At 55.0% G+C, this 18717-nt stretch carries 14 protein-coding genes, 1 rRNA gene and 1 riboswitch; of the genes, 13 read left to right on the forward strand and 2 right to left on the reverse strand.

Annotated features, from left to right (window positions below; genetic code table 11):
* Window positions 1-270: 270 nt before the first annotated feature.
* Both KI367_RS12885 and KI367_RS12890 read left to right on the forward strand, forming a co-directional pair.
* Window positions 271-729 (forward strand): MarR family winged helix-turn-helix transcriptional regulator, encoded by a 459-nt coding sequence (locus KI367_RS12885; RefSeq protein ID WP_212950091.1) that lies wholly within the window; start codon window positions 271-273, stop codon window positions 727-729.
* Entirely contained in the window at window positions 726-2249 is a 1524-nt protein-coding gene (locus KI367_RS12890; protein ID WP_212950093.1) for a DHA2 family efflux MFS transporter permease subunit, read from the forward strand. The genes KI367_RS12885 and KI367_RS12890 overlap by 4 nt, the downstream gene beginning before the upstream one ends.
* Before the next feature lie 110 nt (window positions 2250-2359).
* Here KI367_RS12890 and KI367_RS12895 read toward each other — a convergent pair whose 3' ends face one another.
* On the reverse strand, window positions 2360-3016 hold the full coding sequence (locus tag KI367_RS12895) for a DedA family protein (RefSeq protein WP_212950095.1): 657 nt from the start codon (window positions 3014-3016) through the stop codon (window positions 2360-2362).
* Between the two features lie 127 nt (window positions 3017-3143).
* On the opposite strand from KI367_RS12895, the gene KI367_RS12900 reads away from it, so the two are divergent.
* From KI367_RS12900 to KI367_RS12925, 6 genes are all read left to right on the forward strand, one after another.
* Entirely contained in the window at window positions 3144-4394 is a 1251-nt protein-coding gene (locus tag KI367_RS12900; RefSeq protein WP_212950097.1) for a polysaccharide deacetylase family protein, read from the forward strand.
* A 131-nt stretch (window positions 4395-4525) separates the two neighbouring features.
* The gene (locus KI367_RS12905) at window positions 4526-5509 is read left to right on the forward strand and encodes an AAA family ATPase (RefSeq protein ID WP_212950099.1); all 984 of its coding nucleotides are present in this window, start codon (window positions 4526-4528) and stop codon (window positions 5507-5509) included.
* Window positions 5506-6804 (forward strand): DUF58 domain-containing protein, encoded by a 1299-nt coding sequence (locus KI367_RS12910; protein ID WP_212950101.1) that lies wholly within the window; start codon window positions 5506-5508, stop codon window positions 6802-6804. The genes KI367_RS12905 and KI367_RS12910 overlap by 4 nt, the downstream gene beginning before the upstream one ends.
* Complete coding sequence (locus KI367_RS12915; RefSeq protein WP_212950103.1) at window positions 6805-9015, forward strand: transglutaminase TgpA family protein; 2211 nt, start codon at window positions 6805-6807, stop codon at window positions 9013-9015.
* 79 nt (window positions 9016-9094) lie between these two features.
* Window positions 9095-10633: a glutamine-hydrolyzing GMP synthase gene (gene guaA, locus KI367_RS12920; RefSeq protein ID WP_212950105.1), complete on the forward strand. Its 1539-nt coding sequence runs from the start codon at window positions 9095-9097 to the stop codon at window positions 10631-10633.
* A gap of 241 nt (window positions 10634-10874) precedes the next feature.
* Window positions 10875-11912, forward strand: coding sequence for a YdcF family protein (locus tag KI367_RS12925; RefSeq protein ID WP_212950107.1), 1038 nt, complete (start codon window positions 10875-10877; stop codon window positions 11910-11912).
* A gap of 155 nt (window positions 11913-12067) precedes the next feature.
* On the opposite strand, the gene KI367_RS12930 is transcribed toward KI367_RS12925, so the two are convergent.
* Window positions 12068-12340 (reverse strand): hypothetical protein, encoded by a 273-nt coding sequence (locus KI367_RS12930; protein WP_212950109.1) that lies wholly within the window; start codon window positions 12338-12340, stop codon window positions 12068-12070.
* Between the two features lie 213 nt (window positions 12341-12553).
* Here KI367_RS12930 and KI367_RS12935 point away from each other — a divergent pair, with 213 nt between their 5' ends.
* From KI367_RS12935 to KI367_RS12955, 5 genes are all read left to right on the forward strand, one after another.
* Complete coding sequence (locus tag KI367_RS12935; RefSeq protein ID WP_212950111.1) at window positions 12554-13657, forward strand: alanine racemase; 1104 nt, start codon at window positions 12554-12556, stop codon at window positions 13655-13657.
* 21 nt (window positions 13658-13678) lie between these two features.
* On the forward strand, window positions 13679-15295 hold the full coding sequence (locus KI367_RS12940; protein ID WP_212950113.1) for an N-acyl-D-amino-acid deacylase family protein: 1617 nt from the start codon (window positions 13679-13681) through the stop codon (window positions 15293-15295).
* 55 nt (window positions 15296-15350) lie between these two features.
* Window positions 15351-15812: a RidA family protein gene (locus KI367_RS12945; protein ID WP_036707512.1), complete on the forward strand. Its 462-nt coding sequence runs from the start codon at window positions 15351-15353 to the stop codon at window positions 15810-15812.
* Window positions 15813-15925: 113 nt separating this feature from the next.
* Window positions 15926-16025, forward strand: a riboswitch (purine riboswitch).
* 158 nt (window positions 16026-16183) lie between these two features.
* Entirely contained in the window at window positions 16184-17554 is a 1371-nt protein-coding gene (locus tag KI367_RS12950; RefSeq protein WP_212950114.1) for an NCS2 family permease, read from the forward strand.
* 768 nt (window positions 17555-18322) lie between these two features.
* Window positions 18323-18717 (forward strand): 16S ribosomal RNA (locus tag KI367_RS12955); the annotation flags it as partial.

The raw sequence follows: 18717 nt of genomic DNA on the forward strand, positions 1-18717 counted from the left end.
TTTTCTTTATCGTATTTGTGATCCTTCAAAAGCCGGTTTCCGTACCCGCTGCTTAAGCGGCGGCGGAGACCGGCTTTTTTGCTTTTCCGGGGATCTTGTTCGTGCTAAGGGGACATGTCTAATCCGAAATAGTTGTTTTCAGATAATTTATGAAATAAAATTGTAAAAACATATGTAAATTTGTTCGTATATTTTTATTGACATGGAAACAGGTAGGCATTAAACTAATTCGTATGCGAAATATTAGGTTGTGAAACAGGGGGGCAAGTTTTGGAATCCCAGGAACAGGAACAAATCGTTGAATTGCTGTATTCTTTTCGCCAAGTGCATTTAAGCTTTTACCAGCTGTTCTGGAAGAGAGCGGAATCGCTTGGGACCACCTGGATTCAATATCTAGTGCTGCGAACGCTCCGTGACCATCCGGACATCGGACTCACCGAGCTCGCGGATTTCATTCTAATAGGCAACAGTACGACCAGCGGCGTCGTGAACCGGCTCGTCAAGGCGGGGATGGTGGAACGCAAACGCTCCGAGACGGACCGGAGATCGATTACGCTGAGAAACACGAAGGAAGGGGATGAACTGCGGAAACGCACCGAGGCCATTTGCCAAGACTATCTTGAACCTCTTTTACATATCAAGGAAGAGGACCGGCGTCACATGTTAAGGACGCACAAGCAGATTATCGACATATTATCCGAAAAAGGGAGAGAGAGAAATCTATTATGAATAGCAGCGAAGCTCAGTCCATCGAGCACATAAAAAAAGGGCCGATTATCGCCGCCCTGCTCATCGGCGCTTTCGTGGCGTTTTTGAACCAGACGCTCATGAACGTGGCCCTGCCCAAAATCATGGCCGACCTCGGGATTACCCAAGCCGCGACGGGACAATGGCTGACCACCGGCTATATGCTTGTCAACGGCGTGTTGATCCCGGTCACCGCCTTTTTGATCGCCCGTTTTACGACACGCCAGTTGTTCATTTCGGCGATGTCCCTGTTTTCGATCGGCACGCTCATATGCGCCTTGGCTCCGTCATTCGGCGTATTGATGGTCGGACGGTTGATCCAGGCCGGGGGAGCCGGCATTTTGATGCCGCTGATGACCGTCGTGTTCCTGAACATTTTCCCGATTGAAAAACGCGGATCCGCGATGGGGATGATGGGGATCGCAATGATTCTCGCTCCGGCGATCGGACCGACGCTTTCCGGTTACCTTGTGGAGCATTACAGCTGGCGCGTCCTGTTCTACATCATTCTTCCGTTTGCCATTATCGCGACGTTGATCGGAATTTTCTTCTTGAAAAACGTCACGAAAGTCACCAAGCCGAAATTCGACGCCGTCTCGGTCATTTTGTCCACGATCGGCTTCGGCGGCCTATTGTACGGCTTCAGCGACGCGGGTACGGACGGCTGGGGAAGCCGGGAGGTCGTCTGGTCGCTGGCGGTCGGCACCGTGGCTTTGATCGCGTTCGTGTGGATGCAGCTTAAGTCCAAAAACCCGATGCTCGAATTCCGCATTTTTAAATACAACATGTTTACGCTGACGACGCTCATCAACGTGATCGTCACGATGGCGATGTATGCCGGCATGATCCTGATGCCGTTGTTCCTGCAGAATATCCGCGGCTTTACGCCGCTGGAGTCCGGCCTCATGATGCTGCCGGGGGCGATTTTGATGGGGATCATGTCGCCGATTACGGGGGCGATCTTCGATAAAATCGGCGCGAGATGGCTTTCGGTCATCGGCCTGGCCATCACGACTTACATGACTTATGAGTTCAGCCGCTTGAGCGTTGAAACGACTTATGCGCATTTGATCACGATTTACACGATCCGCATGTTCGGCATGTCGCTGATGATGATGCCGATCCAGACGGCGGGCCTCAACCAACTGCCGCGCAGCTTGAACGCGCACGGTACGGCGATGTCCAATACGCTGCGGACGATTTCCGGTTCGATCGGTACGGCGATTCTGGTGACGGTCATGACTTCGCAAACGAAACATTACGTGACCGAAGGCCTGAAAGCAGGCGCCGCCAAAGCGACCGACAAAGCGCAAATGGCGGCTCTGTCGGCCCAATCCATGGTGCACGGCATCAACGACGCGTTCGTGATCGCCACTTGGCTGAGCGCCGTCTCGCTGGTGTTGGCGTTTTTCATCAAAAAGACCAAACCGCAGGACGAAAACATGAAATCGGAAAAGGCGGAGATGCCGAACGTCGGCAAAGCCGTGAACGCGAAAGGTTAATGGATCGCACGCAAAAAAAAGGGCGTCCCGACAGGTTTGAACAACCTGGAGGGATACCCTTTTGTTTTATTTCAATGGACCTTGCACGTTTTTCAAACGTTGCCATTCGATCAACGCGTCTTCGACACGGTCTTTGCTTTATTTTTGCGGAAAAGCTTGTGCATCAGCGCCGAGAGAGGTTTCCGGTAACGAACGGCCAGCAGGACGATCGCGAGCAGCAGGATGGCGCCGACGATCCAAACCGAATATTTCTCCACCATATGGAAGGCCATGTTCCACTGAGGACCGAACACCTTGCCGATGCTGATGAAGAGCACCACCCAGAACAGCGCCCCGCTGTATGCATACAAAGCGAACTTCCGGAAGGGAACGGAGATGATTCCCGCAAAATACCCGGTAAAATGGCGCACGCCGGGGATGAAATACCCGATGAAAATGAGGCCTTGCCCGTACTTGTTGAACCATTTTTGCACGTGATCGAGTTTGCTTTCGGAAAGCAGCACCCATTTGCCGTACCGGTGAATGAAGGGAAGACCTGCCTTGAGGCCGATAAAATACGTGATGGTCATGCCGATGGTCGTCCCGAGGAAAGCAAGCACGATCAGCCAGCCGAAATTCAGATTCCCCGCGTAGGATAAATACCCCGCATAAGCCATGGTCGTCTCACCCGGAAACGGGAGCGCAATAAACTCCAGAACCAGTCCCAAAAACAAAACGATATAACCGTAATCTCCAAACAATAGCTGTATCCACTTCAGCAGTTCCAACATTCTCACTCCAAACCAGATCCAAGATGTTCTTGCCAAAAGACTGATCCGTAAAGTCTATTTTCGAACCTCCCACCATATAATCTACCAGAAAGCAGAATTCATAGAAATAGTGGAGGTTTTCCCGATGGTAAAACGATTATTGATTGCTTTGCTGCTCCTCATGATCCTACCGTTCATCAGCAGACAGGAACTGGTTCGGCAGCCTCAAACCGCGGAAGCTTCGGTGCAGGAACGGGTTCTGCAGCAAATTCCGCCGATGTACGCAACAACATCCGCATCCCCGAAATCCAAAAATCCAACTTCAGCCGGAAAAACAGTCTTCCTTACGTTTGACGACGGACCCAGCGCTTTAACCGGCAAAGTTCTCGATATTTTGAAAAAAAATAATATCCGCGCCACGTTTTTCGTTCTGGGCGAGCAGGTGAAACGGTATCCCGAGCTGCTGCAGCGCATCCACGAAGAAGGGCACGCGATAGGCAATCATTCCTATGATCATCATTATACCGAACTTTATAGCGGATTTCCCGCCTTCTGGAACCAGATCAAACGGACCGAAGAAGAAGTTTATGCCGTCACCGGCGTTCGGCCGCAATTGGTCAGGGCCCCGGGCGGTACGGCCGGCCATTTCGACGATACCTATTTTCGCCTGATGAAGCTGGGCGGATACGTCGTGACCGACTGGAACGTGGACAGCGGCGATTCGAAGCGGCGGGGAGTGCCCGCGGCGGAAATCGTAAAAGGGGCCAAGGCCCCGGCGAACTCGGACCGCGTCGTACTCCTGCTGCATGACGGCAGCGGCCATGAGGAAAGCGTGAAGGCTTTGCCTGAAATCATTGCGCATTACAAAAAGCAAGGGTATCGTTTTGACGTCCTGTCGCCGGACGAGGAACCCGTGCAGTTCAAAGTGAACGAAAAGGCGAAAAAGCTGAAGCGCGCCGCGCCAAGCGAGTCGTGGGTGCAGTCGCATGTCGCCGGCAACGGCGCCTTGTTCGCGAACGGCAAACCGCTGCGCCTCGAAGTCGGACCGATGGAAACGACGCTGAATCCCGGAGAATACCTGTATAAGGACGGGCATTATCTGGTTCCGGTCCGTGCCGTAGCCGAAAGGGTGGGCGGGAACGCCGTTTGGGATCCGAAAACGCAGACCGCCAAAGTGACCTTGTCGGCGGATTCGGATACCGTGCTGAACATCCAGGTCCGGACCGGACAGCTGACGGTGACCAAAGCCGGGAAAAACGTCTCTTCGGTCACGACGTCCGTCAGCATGATCAACGATGCGGTTTGGATTCCGCTGCGGGACTTGTTCGCCAATGCCGGATATGCCCGCGCGGAGGCTTCCGAAAACCGGGAGGAGCGGCGGGTCAAGGTGTCCTGACCGTTTCTCGAGAGGCTGCTCAAGAAAAACAACCCGGGCGATCATGTCTACTTCCTTTCGTTTGTGGAAAAGCTATATTCATAGATTCCGTTTATAGACGGCCACTCCACAATGAATCGGAGGTTTTGACATTGTCCACTTCTTCCTTACCTCATCGGGATTTTGCTCCCGAGCTGCTTGAAAGGGTCATTCACCGCGTCGGCACGGTCATTGTCGGCAAAGAGGAACAAATCCGGCTGACGCTGATGTCGATGCTCTGCGGCGGGCATCTGTTGCTTGAGGACATTCCCGGCGTCGGCAAAACGATGCTGGTCCGCTCGCTGGCCGCCTGTCTCGGCGCGAGCTTCGGGCGAATCCAATTTACGTACGACCTCATGCCGGCGGACATCACGGGAACGTCGGTATTCCGCCAGCAAAGCGGCGAATTCGAATACCGTCCGGGTCCCCTCATGAACAATCTGGTGCTGGCCGACGAGTTGAACCGGGCTTCGCCCCGGACGCAGTCGGCGCTGCTTGAAGCGATGGAGGAACGAAAAGTAACGGTGGACGGCCATACGCATCTCTTGCCTCGTCCGTTTTTGCTGCTCGCGACCCAAAATCCGCTGGAGTTCGAAGGAACCTACCGTCTTCCCGAAGCGCAGCTTGACCGTTTCCTTATGCGGATTCAGCTCGGATACCCGGATCCGGACCAGGAGATCGAGCTGCTGACGCGAATGGCCGGGAACGACCCGCTGGACCGGATCAAACCGGTGATGCTGGCCGAAGAGATGGTCAACATGCAGCGGGAGGCCAAAAGCGTCTTCGTGGACGACGCGATTAAGCTGATGCTGGTCCAGACCGCGGACGCTTCGAGACGGCATGCGAAGCTTCAGCTCGGCATCAGCCCGCGCGGGACGCTTGCATGGATGCAGGCTTCGCAGGCTGCCGCCTACATGTCCGGCCGTTCCTACGTCATCCCCGACGACGTGAAGCATGTGGCGGTGCCGGTGCTTGCCCACAGGCTGGTGCTCAGCCATGAGGCCGTGCTCTCCGGGACGCAAAGCGAGGACGTCGTGCGGGAGCTGTTATCCGGCCTGACGATGCCGGTCGCCGCCCGCAAAGGAGCAAAGCCATGAAAAGGCGGATTGCAGAGTGGTCGGCCGGGATTTGCGTGTTCGGCGCGTTATGCGCCTTGTATGTTAGGCATGGGGGCGCCTCGGCGCTGTATTTGATGCTGCTCGCGGGATGGATCGTGTCGTCCGGCATCCTGCTGCAATGGCTCGGGCCGAGGAACGTCACGGTCCAGCGCCGGATGTCCGCCCCCGTCGTGACTTCGGGCGAAACCGCCGTCATGGAGGTGGAGATCGGGTTCCGATCGTTTCTCCCCGTGCCTTGGCTTGCCGTCGAAGACTATTACACCGGCGGCAGCAGCCGGCAGATCCTGTTCCCGGGATTCCGGCGCCGCCTGGCATACCGCTGCGAGCTGCGCAGCCTGCCGCGCGGCGTATATTCCTTCGATGCCTGCCGGCTGGAATGGGGCGGGCTTTTCGGCTGGTTTAAAGGGGAGCGGGTGCAAAAATCGGAGGGAAACCTTCTGGTGCTGCCCAAGCCGCTGCCCGTCGCCGGCTTGTCGGAATCCCCGGCCGCCGTTGCTTATGGGGCGGCGCAGCCGGCCCAAACGATGGAACGGAGGCAGGGAGTCAAAGGCCCTGAGGTTCGGCCCTACTTGCCGACGGATCCCATGAACCGGATCCATTGGAAAAGTTATGCCAAACGCGGCAGCCTGAACACCTTTTTGCCGGAAGACGAACGCGATCCGCATTGCCTCGTTGTCCTGGACCGTTCCTACGCCGGATATGTTGCGTGGGAAGGAACGGACGAGGAGCGGGTGAAACGGGCAAAGCGGGATTTTGAGCAGGCGGTATCGGCAGCGGCAGGAATCGTAAGCGAGATGAGACGCTCCGGAGCCAAAGGCAAGCTGGTCTGCGGCGCATCGGACCCGCTCGCGGCGTTTGCCGCCGCACCGGCGGAGGATCGGATGTCAGGCAGCGGCGGTTATTCGCGAATGCTTGCCGCCCTGTCTTCGGTTGAACTGGCCGAGGGCCCGGCCCTGGGCTCCTTGCTGGAAACGGAAATCAGGCATGCGGCCCCAGGGACGCGAGTCCTGCTCATCACCGGGACGCTCAGCGAGCCGACGTCCGAGGCGGCAGCCCGGCTGCTGGCAAGGGGCATCCAGGTTCATTTGTATTGCACGGCCCTGAATGCCGGGATGGGGGAGGCCGACGGGAAACGCGAGAAGCGAGCAGGTTCGGCTTTTGCGGCGGCCGTACGCCTTTCCCGGATGGGTGCCGGGATCTATGCCGTTCATCCCGAAGGCGTGACGAAGGTCGGCTTGACCGGTCCGTTTCGCGCCGGAGAGGGGGCGGTGTAAATGGAAACCGGCAAAGATCCGTTATGGTTCCGGCTCGGCATCTCCGCTCTCTTGATGGGGTTGTTCATGGAATGGATCGTTCCGCTGCAACCGCTGGATGTGCTGTCCGTCAGCCGGGAATGGTTCGGCGTCATGTACGGCTTTACGGCCATGCTTTTGCTGCTCGGGGCCTTTTGTCCGCGGCTGCCCCTTTTGGCGCCTTTGTACGGACTTTGCACGCTTCTTTTTTGGGCGGATGTCATCGCGAAAAGCGGGGAGAAAGCCGGCCTGGCTTCCATGCTTTCCGTGCTGCGCCAAGATGCCGAACAGCTTGCCGCCACCGGCAGATTTTCGGCATTAAGCCAAGATGCGCGCATGCTCGTGCTCATGGTCGGCTGGGCGCTGCTGGTCTATTCGGTCCAGTCCCTGGCCCTGCTCCGAAGCAGCATCCTCCTGTTCGCGGGAGCCACGCTGCTGTATTTGTTCTGCCTTGAAACGCTGCTCGGCCTGTCCGTGTACGGAGACGTGATTCGGACCAGCGCCTTGGTGCTTCTGCTGCAGGGCATGGTTCATTTCTCGCGTTTAAGGGAACGCTCGCTTCCTGGCAGCCGCCGCATGGCGAAACCGGAGTACGGCAGATGGGGGGGCTCCCTTGCCGCGGTCGTGCTGACGGTCGTTGCCGGCAGCTGGATGCTGGGGAGCCTGGCGGAGCCGAAACCGGCTGCGGGTTTTTCGCTCCAGCAAGCCGCGAACCGTCTGGCGAATTGGGTTCAATCCGAATATGGGGCCAAAGAAGCGGCAGCGATGACGGGCTATAATTTATCCGGCGAAGAGGAGGACATGGGCCTTCCGCTTCAGCAAAGCAGCCGGATCTATTTCACGGCCCAAACCCCGGTCCCGACCTATTGGCGCGGCGAAACCTTCAGCGAATATAATGGAAGGAAATGGTCGGAACCCGACGCTGACGTCAAAACGGGGTATGCCCCCGGCGTGATCGCGGAGCAAGGGGGAGACGCTTCGGCGGGGCTGGCGACAATCACCCAGCATGTCTCGTTCGAGCAACCGCTGCGGCAAAGCTTTCCGCTGTTTGGCGGGGGCAGGGTCGCCGAAATCGTGGACATGCGGCTGTCCCCGGGAGGTTCGGCGCTGCCTGCCGCCATCGAAAGAAACGTTGGCGCCGGCACGGTCAAAGTCGTGCTCGGCGGAGGGCAGACGCAAATTGAAGGTTATACCGTGAAAGTCGCCATACCGGACAAAAACCCCGAGCGGCTGAAGCGGGAGTCGGGCCCGGATCCGCTCGCCGTACGCGAACGGTATTTGCAGCTTCCCGAGGAGCTGCCGCAGCGGGTGAGGGATCTGGCGAAGGAAATGACGGCCGGGGCCGGCAGCCGTTACGACCGGGTTCAAGCAGTCCTGAATTACTTGAAGGAGCACGAAAAGTATACGCTGGACACGAGGGTTCCCCCGGCCGGCACGGATTTCGTCGATGACTTCCTTTTCGAGACCCGCGCCGGATATTGCAATCATTTTTCGACCGCCATGGCCGTGCTTTTGCGCAGCGAGGGCATCCCGGCGCGGTACGTGAAAGGATTTGCGCCGGGAAAACAAGAAGTCGGCCAAGAGGGTACGTATCTGGTCAGCGAAGGCGATGCGCATTCCTGGGTGGAGGTTTATTTTCCGGAGTCCGGCTGGATTCCGTTCGATCCTACGCCAGGCATTGCGTTGACCGGCGGCGCGTCGGAAACGGCATCGGCGTTCCGTCCGGCCGCGGCAGGCGGGCATGTTCTGAAAGCGTTGGCAGGCACGGCCGTTGACGGTTTGCGTTCGACGCTGGCTTTCATGCTCCGTCACGCGGCATGGTTCGCCGTCGGAGCCGCTTTGGCGGGAGCGCTTGCCCTGGCGGTTGTCCGGGCGCTGCCATGGCTGGGGCTTTTGCCTTTATGGCTTCGCCTCTACGCGACACGACGGCGGTTTCCGGGAAGAGACGAGCTCATCCAAAGCGCGCGCCCGGTCTGGCGGGCCCTGGCGCGACGCTTCGGCGCCGCCCCCGCAGGCTGCACGGTTCGGGAGTATATCCGGTCCCTCCCTGTTGAACAAGATGAAATACGCAAAATGCTGTACGATTTTGCCGCCGATTGGGAAATGATAGCTTATGACGAAGGTCCGATGGAACGGGGCAGATGCACCGACTTTTTGCGCCGCTGCCTTTGGATCTCCAAAAAAGTGGCATAAGCTTTGCCGCCCCGGATTCCTTGACGGTATGAATTATCGTTGCGTATAATTAATTTCAACAATTGAGGGAGGCACGTTCATGAACAAACCAAATGAAATCATCGTCGTCTTGGACTTCGGTGGACAATACAATCAACTTATTGCACGACGCATTCGCGATTTGGGAGTATACAGCGAACTGCTGCCATACAATACGCCGATCGACAAAATCCGCGAGCTTTCTCCGAAAGGGATCGTATTTTCCGGCGGACCGATGAGCGTATATGCTGAAGACGCACCCCATGTGGATCCGGCGATTTATGACCTGGGCGTGCCGATCTTCGGCATTTGCTACGGCATGCAGCTGATGGCCCATCAGCTGAACGGTAAAGTGGAACGCGCGGCCAAACGCGAATACGGCAAAGCGGATCTGGAATTCAACCCGGGCACGACTTTGATCAAAGGTCTGGATGCCAAACAAACCGTATGGATGAGCCACGGGGACCATGTCGTCGAGCTGCCTGAAGGCTTCAAGCTGGATGCTGGCACGGAATCGGCGCCGATTGCGGCCATGAGCAACCTGGACAAGCAGCTTTACGCGGTTCAGTTCCATCCGGAAGTGCGCCACTCGGTGAACGGCAACGAAATGATCCGCAACTTCCTGTACGAAGTGTGCCATTGCGAGGGCAACTGGAGCATGGAAACCTTCATTGATGACGCGGTGCGCGACATCCGCGAACAGGTCGGAGACCGCAAAGTGCTTTGCGCGCTCAGCGGCGGGGTAGATTCTTCCGTCGTGGCCATGCTCGTCCACAAAGCGATCGGCGACCAGCTGACATGCATGTTCATCGACCACGGTTTGCTGCGTAAGGGCGAAGCCGAAAGCGTCATGGAAACCTTTGTCGGCAAATTCGACATGAAGGTCGTCAAAATCGACGCCCGCGACCGTTTCCTCGGCAAATTGGCCGGCGTGGAAGATCCGGAGAAAAAACGGAAAATCATCGGCAACGAATTCATTTACGTCTTTGACGAAGAATCCGCCAAGTTCGACGACTTCGATTTCCTTGCCCAAGGCACGCTGTATACGGATATCGTCGAAAGCGGCACGGCGACGGCGCAAACGATCAAATCGCACCACAACGTCGGCGGCTTGCCTGAAGACATGAAATTCAAGCTGATCGAACCGCTGAAAACTCTGTTTAAAGACGAAGTGCGCAAGGTCGGTTTGGAATGCGGCCTGCCGGAAGCCATCGTATGGCGCCAGCCGTTCCCGGGTCCTGGACTTGCGATCCGCGTGCTCGGCGAAGTAACGGAAGAGAAGCTGACGATCGTGCGCGATTCCGACTACATTTTGCGCGAAGAAATCGCCAAAGCCGGTCTGGACCGCGAAATCTGGCAGTACTTTACGGCCTTGCCGAACATGAAGAGCGTTGGGGTCATGGGCGATGCGCGTACGTACTCCTACACCGTCGGCATCCGCGCCGTAACGTCCATCGACGGCATGACCGCGGACTGGGCGCGCATTCCTTGGGACGTGCTCGAGAAGATCTCGGTGCGCATCGTGAACGAGGTGGAGAACGTCAACCGCGTCGTGTACGACATTACCTCCAAGCCGCCTGCAACGATCGAATGGGAGTAAGCCGGGTGAATGTCCGTCCATGCTTGCCCCCCTTGGAAGTGAGAGGGGACGGCATGGACGGTACAGCTGTTTTTTACCTGCGGGCGATCATCTGAAACAACAACTCTCTTTTATCTGCTGTTTTCGGCAAATAAAAGGGAGTTTTTTTATCGTTCAGGTTCAGGCGTTTTTTTCCGCTTTGAAAGGGTTAAGATATATTTGTCATTTTGAAAAAATACATAAAAATTGAGGTTTGATTAACATGCTTGCAGCCCTTGGACTGACTTCTCTTGCGTTGTTTATGGTGTTCCTGGCCTTTTATTTGACGGATCCGAGACGAATGTTAAACGGTTTTTTGTTTAACGTGTTTTTTTGTTCGTTTCTTCTTTTTTGCGGTTATTTAGGGTATCAGTCGAATCTCTTGATTTTTGGGATCTTTGCCTTCGCTGCGCTCGTTTTTGTATTTATTATCTCTTCGTTCGGGTTATTGGCTTTAAGTATCGGTCTTTTCCTAAATGCGAAAATTTTGCTGAAAAAAGAAGGCCGGAAATTCTCCAACTGCCTGACGCTGATCTTAGGGATCGCCCTTCTCGTGTTGTCGTTGATCCAAATCATTAACCCGGAGCGTTTTCTATCCGTTCACTTTAAACCTTTATACGCCGGAGTGACCCTCATTGTGGTGTATTTCTTTTTGCACCTCACCAATTTTTTGACCGCATATTTGCTGTATCAATTTAACAGGCCTAAATATAATCAGGATTTTATTATCGTTCTTGGCAGTGGATTGATTAACGACAAGGTACCGCCGCTTTTGGCCAGCAGAATTCAAAAAGCCATTGATTTTTACCGAAAGCAAGCGGCGGCGGCTTTTCCGCCGACGATCATTTTTTCAGGCGGAAAAGGCTCGGATGAGAATATTTCAGAGGCGGAAGCGATGCAAAAATTTGCACTCGAGCGCGGCATTCCCTTGGAGCACACGATAACGGAAACGGAATCCGTAAATACATACCAGAATATGCTTTTTTCGAAACGGATCATGGAGTCGTTAAAGGGACGCGAATATAACAGCATTTTTGCGACGAACAATTTCCACCTGTTCAGAGCCAGCTTGTACGCGAAAAAGGTAGGTTTGAAGAGCCAGGGAATCGGTTCGAAGACAGCGTTCTATTACTGGCCGAATGCCATGATTCGCGAATACATCGCCATCGTCGTCATGCAGCGGAAACGTCATACCCTTGTGGCGGGAAGCATTTTCGGGGTTTCGCTCCTCGTCACGCTTATTTATTTGTTCATTGAATAATCGGTTCGAAAAGTCATTCATCGTTAACGGCGAATGGCTTTTTCTTTTTGGTTTTTCTGCCGCGCAAGGCTGTACATGACAAATCTCCCTCAAAGCAGCTGGACTTATGCATGTCCTGTCTACCTTAAGGGAGCGTCACTTGGGCATGCCGCCGGTTATTCGCCGTTTTCGCGCTCGTTTTGTTCGTCCGTCATCAAATCTTCGGCCGGATAGTCCCGGCCCGAACCTTCATGGAGCTGCAGGTTTTCGTAACCGTACGGGCGCGGGCCGTTTTGGCCTTTTCCCCAAGGGGCGCTTTTGCCGATCGATTCGGCTTCCAGGCCCGAGCCGTAAGGGCCCTCCGGAAACTCCTCGGCCGTCAGGTCGTTGCGCTGGGACTCGACGTTGGAAAAGTCGCTGTATTCGGGTTCGGATTTCGATGTTGTCATGTTCTTTCGCACCTGCCTTTCGATGTATAAAAAGTAATGTCTCCGCCTCGCGAAGATTTCATCCCTTTTCGTCGGGTCATTCGGCGATTCCGCCAACCGATTTCGTTGAATTTTATCATTTCCTTCCTTTCCTCCTATTGTTTATCCTATATAATGGGCTTATGTTAGGAATTGCAAAATACAGGCGTACGCGAGAGGGGAGAGGATTAAGGCATGGTAACGAAAGAGCTGCTGGAGACGCCCTGCATCCTGATCGACGAACAGGTTATGCAGCGCAATATCGGCCGCATGGCCGACATCGCCGCGCGGAACGGGGTACAGCTTCGCCCGCATATCAAAACCCACAAAGTTCCCGAGTTTGCGCTCAGACAGCTTGCTGAGGGGGCATCCGGCATCACGGCGGCCAAAGTGGGGGAAGCGGAGATGATGGCGGCACACGGCATTGACGATATTTTTATCGCCTACCCGATCGTATCCCCGTCCAAAATCAAGCGGATCATTGCTTTGGCGGAAAAAATCCGCATGATCGCCGGCGTCGAAAGCATCGAAGGCGCACGGAATCTCTCCCAAGAGGCTGTACGGGCGGGAATCACCTTGTCGGTCCGGCTTGAAATCGACACGGGGCTGGCGCGCACGGGGGTGCGTCCGGATGAGGCCGTAGAGCTGGCCAAACGGATTGCGGAGCTGCCGGGGCTCGATTTGAGCGGTATTTTTACGTTTAAAGGTGCGGTGTTCGAAGGAGCAGGGACGCTGGACCTCGAAGCTGCAGGACAGGAAGAGGGTCGCATCATGGTCGAAACGGCGGAGAGGCTGCGCGCCGCGGGCATCGCCATCCGGGACGTCAGCGTCGGCTCCACGCCAACCGCCCCTTATGCGGCAGCCGTGGAGGGCATCACGGAAGTGCGGCCCGGCACCTATATTTTTTATGACCGGATGCTCGCCGTGATGGGAGCCTGCTCGAAAGAAGATTGGGCGGCCAAAGTGCTGGTTACGGTTGTAAGCGTTCCCGCGGAAGATCGGCTGGTCGTCGACGGCGGCAGCAAAACCTTTGCGACCGACGTGCAGCCCGGGCAACCGCCGCTGCATCTGAAGGGTTTTGGCGAAATCGTCGGCCATCCGGATGCCGTGTTCGAAAAAATGAATGAAGAGCACGGCATGATCCGGACGCAAGGCCCGCACGGCCTGCATGTCGGCGACATTCTCGAAATCGTCCCTAACCATATTTGTTCGACGGTCAATTTGCATAACGAGGTTTTTGCGTCGAAAGACGGCAGCATTCGGGCCATCCCGGTCTTGGCAAGAGGGAAACTGGCCTAGCGCAGCGGGAGGGAGAAGAAGATGCTTGATATCGTCATCGAAAACGGAAGGATTGTGGACGGCAGCGGAAATCCGTGGTATTTTGGACAACTGGGCATCAAGGACGGGAAAATCACGCATGTCGGCAGAACCGAAGCCGAAGCTTTGGAGCGGATCGACGCGCGCGGGCAGGTGGTTGCTCCCGGTTTTATCGACGGGCATTGCCACTCCGATCTGCTCGTGTTGGACCAGCCGAACAGCGAGTTCAAGATGCAGCAGGGCGTCACGACGGAAGTCGTCGGCAACTGCGGCCTGGCGCCTGCCCCCTACGTGAAAAACCGGGCTGCCGAGCTAAAAAGCTATATCGAGCCCGTCATCGGACGCACGGATTGGCCCTGGCCTTGGGAAAGCATCGAGGAATACATGCAGCATTTGGCGAAGTCTCCCGCGTCCGAAAACGTCTCCACTTACGTGGCGCACGGCGCGCTTCGCATCTCCGTCATGGGGTTCGAAAACCGCCCGGCCACCAAGGATGAGCTCGACCGGATGAAACGGCTGCTGGAAAACGGCTTGAAGGCCGGTGCGATCGGCTTGTCCATCGGTCTGTTATACGCTCCGGGAAGTTATACGCCAAAAGAAGAGCTGGCTGAGCTGTGCAAGGTCGTTGCCGCGTACGGCGGCTTGTTCTCCACCCATATTCGCGGCGAAGGCAACAACCTGCTGGCATCCGTGCGCGAAGTGATCTGGATCGCGGAGCAAAGCGGCGTTTCGCTCCATGTCAGCCATTTGAAGGCGGCGGGCCGGATCAATTGGGGCCAAACCGGGGCCGCGATGGAGCTGATCGACGAAGCCAGAAGCCGCGGGATGGACGTCACTTGCGACGTGTACCCGTATTCCGCGGGCTCGACGACGCTGACGACGGTGCTCCCCCCATGGGTCCTCGAAGGCGGAATCGAAGCGACGCTGGAGCGGATCGCCGATCCGGCCATCCGGGCCCAAATCAAGCAGGAGCTCCGGGAAGAACAGACGACTTGGGACAACCTCGTATGCTCGACCGGCTGGCAAAGCGTGTTCGTGTCCTCCGTGCCTTCCGCGGCAGGCAGGCTGCTCGAAGGGAAGCATATGCAAGAGATCGGCGAGCTGTGGGGCATGGATCCGGAAGATGCGGCGCTGGAGCTGCTCCGGAGGGAAAACGGACAGGTATCGATCGTGTATTTCCATATGTCGGAGGAAGACGTGCGGGAAGTTATCCGTTACGATTATTCTCTGGTGGCGTCGGACAGCTTAGGCTGCGTCACCGGCAAACCGCACCCCCGTTCCTACGGCACATTTCCGAGGCTGTTCGCGGAGTACGTCCGAAAGAACAAAATACTTACGCTTGAGCAGGCGGTACGCAAAGTAACATCGTTCCCGGCCCAGCGGTTCAAGCTTGGCAAACGCGGGCTCCTCGTTCCGGGGTATGCCGCGGACATCGTCATTTTTGACCCGAACCGCATTTCCGACACGGCGACTTACCAGGACCCCATCCGGCATCCCGAGGGGATTTCCGCGGTGCTCGTCAACGGCCGCAAAACGATGGAGCATCGGCATCATACGCATGAACGGCCGGGCATTTTTATCCCCGTCCAGCATTGCTGCCGGCATGAATTGGAACGGTAAATGCAAATAGGTTCGTATCAAAGCGCAAGCTAAATTTAAAAGGGAGATGACCATCATGGCAAAAATCGAAAAAATTCTCGAAGAAAAAGGGATCGTCTTAGAAAAGGTTCCGACTCCGGTAGCGGAATACGTTCCGGCCAAAACCGTCGGCAACCTCGTGTATACCTCCGGCAACGACTGCCGCGTCAACGGGAAGCTGAAATATACGGGGAAAGTGGGCAGCGACCTGACGGTGGAGCAGGGGTATGATGCGGCGCGCCAGGTGATGATCAACCTGATTTCCGTGCTGAAAGAGCATTTGGGCGATTTGGACCGGATCAAACAGGTGGTAAAAATGCTGGCCTTCGTCAATTCCGCGGACGGATTCGTCGAACAGCCGTACGTCATTAACGGGGCTTCCGAGCTTCTGGTCGAAATTTTCGGTGAAAAGGGCAAACACGCGCGTTCCGCGATTTCCGCGAATGAGCTGCCTTTTAATACGCCGGTAGAGATCGAATTGATCGTCGAAATCGAATAGAATTTAGATAAAAATGTTAATTCCGAACAATGGACATTATTTGGCGATTTAATATTCGTTTTTTATATTGACAATTTTCGCGCGTCTCCCTAGAATAAATGATGTAAGAAACGACAATACATCATCATTTTTTTCGTATAATCCCGGGAATCGGCCCGGGAGTCTCTACGAGATCACCGTAATGATCTGGCTACGAAAAAGAAGGGATGCGGATAACCTGCATGCGCTTGGCACACCTTATTCGTAAGGCTGTTTGTCAGGACGTGCACGGGTAGCGATCTCTTCCTTTTGCATAATGCCTGCGGATCTGTAACGGTCTGCGGGCCTTTTTTTGTCGTCCTGACACATTTTCTAAGGGGGATTCTGTAAAAATGGAGCGTTTCTTTAAGTTAAAGGAACACGGAACCAATGTAAGGACAGAAATCATTGCCGGTCTGACGACCTTTATGGCCATGGCATACATCCTGTTCGTCAACGGGCTGTTTTTGGGCGAAGGCGGAGCCGGCATCCCGAATGAGGGAGTATTTTTTGCGACGGCTGTGGGAGCGGGCTTGGTAACGATCCTGATGGGATTGTTCGTCAACATTCCGATCGCTTTGGCGCCGGGCATGGGGCTTAACGCTTATTTTATGACGGTGGTGCTCAGCTCGAACGGCGCGATCACTTGGCAGGCGGCACTGGGCGCCGTATTTATCTCGGGTATCGTATTTCTCATTTTGACCGTGACGAAGGTTCGGCAGATGCTGATGACGGCCGTTCCGCAAAACCTGAAAAACGCGATTACGGTCGGCATCGGTTTGTTTATCGCGATCGTCGGCTTTAAGCTGAGCAACCTGATTTCCATTTCGGTCAATGCGGGCACGGATGCCAGCAAGCCGGTCGGCGGCGCGAACTTCAACTTGATGCTTAGCGACTTCTTTACGCATAAAGATGCTCTTCTAGCTTTGATCGGTCTGTTGTTTATCGCCGTCCTGATGGTGCTGCGCGTGAAAGGCGCCTTGCTCATCGGGATCGTCGTAACGACGTTGATCGGCATTCCGATGGGCGTGACGGACCTGAGCGGCCTGGCGCATGCCAATTGGATTCCTTCCTTTACGAATCTGGCCGTCGGCCAATTGGACCTCAAGGGCGCTCTTCACATCGGTTTGTTTGATATCGTATTTATTTTCACGTTTGTCGAATTGTTTGATACGTTCGGAACATTGGTCGGTACAGCGACTCGCGCCGGTTTGATGAAAAACAAGGAAAAAGGCGAAAAAACGATCGGGAAAGCCATGCTGGTCGACGCCGTCGGCGTCAGCGCAGGCGCGGTTTTGGGTACGAGCACGGTGACGGCTTTCGTCGAAAGCACCGCCGGCGTCGAAGCAGGCGGACGGACAGGCCTGACGGCGGTCACGACGGGCGTGCTGTTCATTTTGTCCCTGTTTATCGCTCCGCTTGCCCTGGTGGTTCCTTCGGCGGCAACGGCACCGGCGCTGATCGTCGTAGGCGTGCTTATGATGAGCCAAGTCCGCAACATCGAGTGGGATGATTTCTTTGAAGCTTTCCCTGCGTTTTTGACGATCATTTTGATGCCGTTCACCGGCGGGATTGCGAACGGTATTTCGGCCGGGATTTTGTCCTACGTCATTTTGGCGATCTTCGCGAACATCGCGATGAAGCGCAAAGTGAAAATCCATTGGCTGATGTGGGTGCTTGCGGTCATCGTTATTTTCCGTTTCGTGTTCCTGGGAACAGAATAAATATTATATAGTAGAAAAAGGGTTGCTTTCCTTCGAGTGGAGAGCGGCCCTTTTGTTTGTTTTGCTCATCTTGCCGTTATCGAATGTCCTTTGGGTTTCTTTTCGATCGGGCAGCTGCTTAAAAATTTTACCTGGCTCATTGCGTCTGGCTTTGGACGTACCGGGGTGATGTCGGTTACAGCACGGTTTTGGAGAATGAAAAGTAAAATGAATCATTTAGTTTTTTTTAAAAAAAGGTTGCATTATGTTTCTGTACATGGTATATTCTAATTCCGGCCAAGAAAACATGATGTTGCGACCACGAAATGGGATGAACAACATTGATGAATTCGAAGCAAGCAGTGCTTCAAAAAAAGATTTTAAAAAGAGCTTGCATAAAACAGTCGGACATGTTATAATATAAAAGTTGTTGCCGATAAGAAAATCGACGATGGCGAGTGAAGTTTGATCTTTGAAAACTGAACAACGAGTGAGATATGAGGTTTCGGCAACGAAACCGAAACGCGAAGCGAACCGGTCCAAGCCTATGGCTGGATGGTTTGTGGAGCACAAATGAGAATTAATATAATGAATTTTTCGATTGTGCTTTGCTCAATCGAAAAATTCATTATTTCTCGTCAGATTCAAAATGAGCTAAGAGCTCTTTCGAAGATGCGGATTGAAAATGATCGACTCAGCCGAGCTTGACCCATTTTCAATCGTCGGTCGAACGAAGTTCGACCTTTCGATGAATCACCCGTCGCTGCAAAGCCGACGAATGATTCATCTTTCTTGGAGAGTTTGATCCTGGCTCAGGACGAACGCTGGCGGCGTGCCTAATACATGCAAGTCGAGCGGAGTTGATGGAGAGCTTGCTCTCCTGAGACTTAGCGGCGGACGGGTGAGTAACACGTAGGCAACCTGCCCGTAAGATCGGGATAACTACCGGAAACGGTAGCTAATACCGGATGATTTATCGCTTCGCATGGAGCGGTGATGAAAGACGGAGCAATCTGTCACTTACGGATGGGCCTGCGGCGCATTAGCTAGTTGGTGAGGTAACGGCTCACCAAGGCGACGATGCGTAGCCGACCTGAGAGGGTGAACGGCCACACTGGGACTGAGACACGGCCCAGACTCCTACGGGAGGCAGCAGTAGGGAATCTTCCGCAATGGGCGAAAGC

Origin of the sequence: Paenibacillus cookii (genome assembly GCF_018333375.1) — a bacterium.
GTDB lineage: Bacteria > Bacillota > Bacilli > Paenibacillales > Paenibacillaceae > Paenibacillus_AQ > Paenibacillus_AQ cookii.

What these genes read in the sequence shown, in the direction of transcription:
- KI367_RS12940 (WP_212950113.1), top strand. Translation starts at nt 13,679, where the DNA reads ATGCTTGATATCGTCATCGAAAACGGAAGGATTGTGGACGGCAGCGGA.
- KI367_RS12890 (WP_212950093.1), top strand. Translation starts at nt 726, where the DNA reads ATGAATAGCAGCGAAGCTCAGTCCATCGAGCACATAAAAAAAGGGCCG.
- KI367_RS12950 (WP_212950114.1), top strand. Translation starts at nt 16,184, where the DNA reads ATGGAGCGTTTCTTTAAGTTAAAGGAACACGGAACCAATGTAAGGACA.
- KI367_RS12915 (WP_212950103.1), top strand. Translation starts at nt 6,805, where the DNA reads ATGGAAACCGGCAAAGATCCGTTATGGTTCCGGCTCGGCATCTCCGCT.
- KI367_RS12930 (WP_212950109.1), bottom strand. Translation starts at nt 12,340, where the DNA reads ATGACAACATCGAAATCCGAACCCGAATACAGCGACTTTTCCAACGTC.
- guaA (WP_212950105.1), top strand. Translation starts at nt 9,095, where the DNA reads ATGAACAAACCAAATGAAATCATCGTCGTCTTGGACTTCGGTGGACAA.
- KI367_RS12925 (WP_212950107.1), top strand. Translation starts at nt 10,875, where the DNA reads ATGCTTGCAGCCCTTGGACTGACTTCTCTTGCGTTGTTTATGGTGTTC.
- KI367_RS12900 (WP_212950097.1), top strand. Translation starts at nt 3,144, where the DNA reads ATGGTAAAACGATTATTGATTGCTTTGCTGCTCCTCATGATCCTACCG.
- KI367_RS12945 (WP_036707512.1), top strand. Translation starts at nt 15,351, where the DNA reads ATGGCAAAAATCGAAAAAATTCTCGAAGAAAAAGGGATCGTCTTAGAA.
- KI367_RS12910 (WP_212950101.1), top strand. Translation starts at nt 5,506, where the DNA reads ATGAAAAGGCGGATTGCAGAGTGGTCGGCCGGGATTTGCGTGTTCGGC.
- KI367_RS12935 (WP_212950111.1), top strand. Translation starts at nt 12,554, where the DNA reads ATGGTAACGAAAGAGCTGCTGGAGACGCCCTGCATCCTGATCGACGAA.